The organism is Oleiphilus sp. HI0080 (genome assembly GCF_001635135.1).
Genome location: NZ_LWFU01000697.1, coordinates 1 through 3,210, shown reverse-complemented (window position 1 = coordinate 3,210; position 3,210 = coordinate 1). Strand labels below are relative to the sequence as shown.

General features: G+C 47.4%; 5 protein-coding genes. 3 read left to right on the top strand and 2 right to left on the bottom strand.

The window, feature by feature from the left end:
• On the top strand, positions 1-533 hold a 533-nt coding region (locus A3751_RS15070), incomplete at its 5' end, for a phospholipase A (protein ID WP_197466383.1).
• 61 nt (positions 534-594) lie between these two features.
• Positions 595-1,056 (top strand): DUF3429 domain-containing protein, encoded by a 462-nt coding sequence (locus tag A3751_RS15065; RefSeq protein ID WP_068457617.1) that lies wholly within the window; start codon positions 595-597, stop codon positions 1,054-1,056.
• A gap of 64 nt (positions 1,057-1,120) precedes the next feature.
• Here the strand turns inward: A3751_RS15065 and A3751_RS15060 are convergent, their stop codons facing one another.
• Positions 1,121-1,588: a DUF4174 domain-containing protein gene (locus A3751_RS15060; protein WP_068457614.1), complete on the bottom strand. Its 468-nt coding sequence runs from the start codon at positions 1,586-1,588 to the stop codon at positions 1,121-1,123.
• A 380-nt stretch (positions 1,589-1,968) separates the two neighbouring features.
• A complete protein-coding gene (locus tag A3751_RS15055) occupies positions 1,969-2,658 on the bottom strand; it encodes a M48 family metallopeptidase (RefSeq protein WP_068522107.1) in 690 nt (229 codons plus the stop codon).
• Positions 2,659-2,895: 237 nt separating this feature from the next.
• Between A3751_RS15055 and A3751_RS22220 the strand changes: the two genes are divergently transcribed.
• Positions 2,896-3,060, top strand: a complete 165-nt coding sequence (locus A3751_RS22220) for a hypothetical protein (RefSeq protein WP_156492245.1) — start codon at positions 2,896-2,898, stop codon at positions 3,058-3,060.
• Positions 3,061-3,210 lie beyond the last annotated feature (150 nt).

The window sequence follows — 3,210 nt, the reverse complement described above, 5'->3', positions numbered from 1 at the left end:
CGTTTCGTGAAACCAATTACCGACCAGAGATTTTCTATCAAACGCCCATCAACCTCCCCGATCTGAATGGTGCGTTCTTCTTCCGAACCGGTTTTGAGCACGAGAGCAACGGGCGTAGTCAGCTACTTAGCCGTAGCTGGAATCGAGCCTATGTTGGACTTGGCTTCATTCGACCGAACTGGGCCATTTATATACAGCCCTGGTACAGAATACCGGAAGATGAAAAGGTGGATGATGGCGATCCCTCAACGCCGCCTCCTGCAAAAGGCGACGACAACCCGGATATCGAAGACTATTACGGCCATTTTGAGCTGAAAGCGGCGTACGAGCGATCAGACTATCAAATTGGTACACTTATTCGGAGCAATACGAAAACGCACAAAGGCGCTTTCGAGCTATCTTACAGCTTTCCACTTCATGGTCGTCTACGTGGCCTTGTCCAATATTTTGATGGATATGGAGAGAGCTTGATTGACTACAACTATCGCATGCAACGTTACAGTGTAGGCATTTTGTTGACGGACTTTCTTTAAGAGATCTCAAGACGATCTCACGCCGTATTCTTTACTCTAAACTGAATAGGACTCGCAGACCATGCAAACCGTTTCTTCTGCATTAAACGCGACAATGACATGGGGGGCCGCTCCGTTTGTCATTCTGTCTCTACTCGCATGGCTCGTACCAGAGCAATATTTGCTGCATGTGCAAATTGGCTTTCTTGCTTATAGCATAATGATCTTTAGTTTCATGACGGGAATAATTTGGGGTGGACGTTTGATGACCCCTAGTTCGGAGGATGATCGTCCAAAGAGCTTCCTGCTCGCCATTGGTAGCTTTCTATTTGTACTATGCGTCGCTGTACTAACGTACTTGGCTGGCTCACTTGTCGGTTTCGTGATGCTTACTGCTGCATACCTTGCTTTACCGTCGATCGAGAAAATCTCAGAGTTGCGTTTTCCAGCGAATTATTTGGAACTGCGACGAAAGATAAATCGAACCGTTGTTGTAAGCCATGTTGTGATCTGCGTCCATGCGATTCAGCCGCATGTTGCTTGAGCCGCAGTCTGAACTCATCAGTCGCGTGGTTAGTCAGCCCTAAGCTTAAGGCACGTTACTAGACCTAAGCCGCGCTGCAACTCATGTTTGGACGCGTCGCCTTCTCAATGCGTCGCATCGGCATCGCGTCAACAAGCCGCAACAAATCGTTCGCATTCAATGGCATGTGCGCTCTCAGCTTCACCCTGCCGTCTTTACCTACTAACACCAGCAGCTCGGAGTACGCTCCAACCTCCAGCTCATCTCTCAAGAACGACACATCTTCGTTGGTGAGCATGTCGCCATCGATCACCGCATTTCCATTACCATTGCCAACGACCGTCAAAACCTCAATGTCACGCTTATAAAATTCGCATTCGAACTGTGCAAATGCCGAAAGCTGCTGGAGAAATTTAGGATGTGTTGAGGAACTTGTGAACAATAAGATTGGTCGTGTATCAAATAGATAGCCGTCTAAAGAGCCTGCTGCGACGTTAGAAGACGTAAAAATGAAAGACAAACACAAAATGCGAAACAAAGAACGTACTTGCATAGCGGTCACCTCTTTAAACCGAAGTCTCCAGGTAAGTACTCCTCTTCTTAGTCGATAAGATTACCTAAGACCAAAGAAAACCGTTCAATTTTTTGTAAGTTCTTGTGACCTAAATGAATGGCCTGAGCGCAGTGGATCGCTTTTTACATGCTCTTGAACGACCTAGAAACAAAAAAAGCGCGTTTAATTAGGGCTCGTTTGACGAGCATGATGCCCTTGCTTTCGCCGTTAACGATTGCCTCAACGAATCGAGTGCGGACATGTTAAGTCAGACCAGCTGTGGGTGCCGTCAGTTCGCAGCCGCGTTTAATCAGCGCGTACTTAGCTGTTGGTATGTCACCAAAATGAATAAGTTTCGCGTAAGGGTGCTCAAGACACCTTTAAGGACGACGGCAATTGGGTAAGACGCCCTTTTCAAGCGCCGCCTGATACACAGAGTTCGCCTGTGGCAGCTCTTGTGTTAACTCTTGAATTCGAGTCTCGTTAGACGGGTGCGTAGACATAAATTCCGGTGGTGCATTCCCACCCGACGCTTTCTTCATTTCTTTCCATAACTCGACGGCCTGCGACGGATCGAAGCCTGCTTTTGCCATTAAATAGAGACCAATCGTGTCCGCCTCACTCTCATGGGTGCGACTATATGGCAGGAGCACACCATACTGTGCTCCCAAGCCGAGGGCGGCGAGCGCGGTAGATTCATATTCATGGCCATCAAGAAGCACCGTAGTGGCCTGCTGTGCCAACTGGCTTGTCATAGAGAGCGAGACACGCTCCGCACCGTGCCGTGCATCAACATGACCGACCTCATGCCCCATCACTGCTGCAAGTTGTGATGGATTCTGAGCAAGCTTTATCATTCCTGTATGCACACCAATTTTCTTGCCGGGCAACGCAAATGCATTTGGCGAGGCATCGTCAAAAACCTTCACTTCCCACGCTTTTGGATCTCGACTATCTGCTAGAAGAATCGCATCAGCAATGCATCGAACATAGGAGTAGGATTCCCCGGACGAGATCGCCTTTTGCTCGCTACTCATTGCCGCAAAAGAGTCTGCTCCCATCTGGTTCATTTGAGCATCACTCACGAGAATTAATTGATTGCGTCCCGTGGGCGAACTGGCACACCCATTCAAAGCTACGAAAAGTGAAACAAGCGTTAGAGTAGTTAAGATCTTCATTGGATTAGTTTTCTGTCAAAAAGCGATGAAATTTGCTTCATATTAACGCCCAATTCAACGATTCGCACGTATAGAGTAATAACAAAACGTTTAAATTTTAATGTATGGGATTCAAAGCGGTATTGAACTATGCACTACGAGCTAATTTACACACAAGATGAACACAAAGGCGAAAGCCTAATTGGAGCGCAAATAGACAAAACCTTTGTACCAAAAAAGCCCGAAGAGAACGAGCAAGGGTTTCTATCACGCTTAAATATCCTAACGCATAGCGACACTGAAGATGCCAACTAACGGTCCAAAGAACGTTAAGGCGAAGGAAGCAACACGCGGGCTGTTGATGCATACCCCTCAAAACGTTTGCTGACAGGATGCAACTGGAACAAATCCCCGTTTAACCCAACGAGAGTGCGTCGAACGCCGCATTCCTTCGCAATTAGACTA

Coding starts and splice junctions, on each gene's coding strand:
- A3751_RS15065 (WP_068457617.1), top strand. CDS start 595: ATGCAAACCGTTTCTTCTGCATTAAACGCGACAATGACATGGGGGGCC.
- A3751_RS15060 (WP_068457614.1), bottom strand. CDS start 1,588: ATGCAAGTACGTTCTTTGTTTCGCATTTTGTGTTTGTCTTTCATTTTT.
- A3751_RS15055 (WP_068522107.1), bottom strand. CDS start 2,658: ATGAACCAGATGGGAGCAGACTCTTTTGCGGCAATGAGTAGCGAGCAA.
- A3751_RS22220 (WP_156492245.1), top strand. CDS start 2,896: ATGCACTACGAGCTAATTTACACACAAGATGAACACAAAGGCGAAAGC.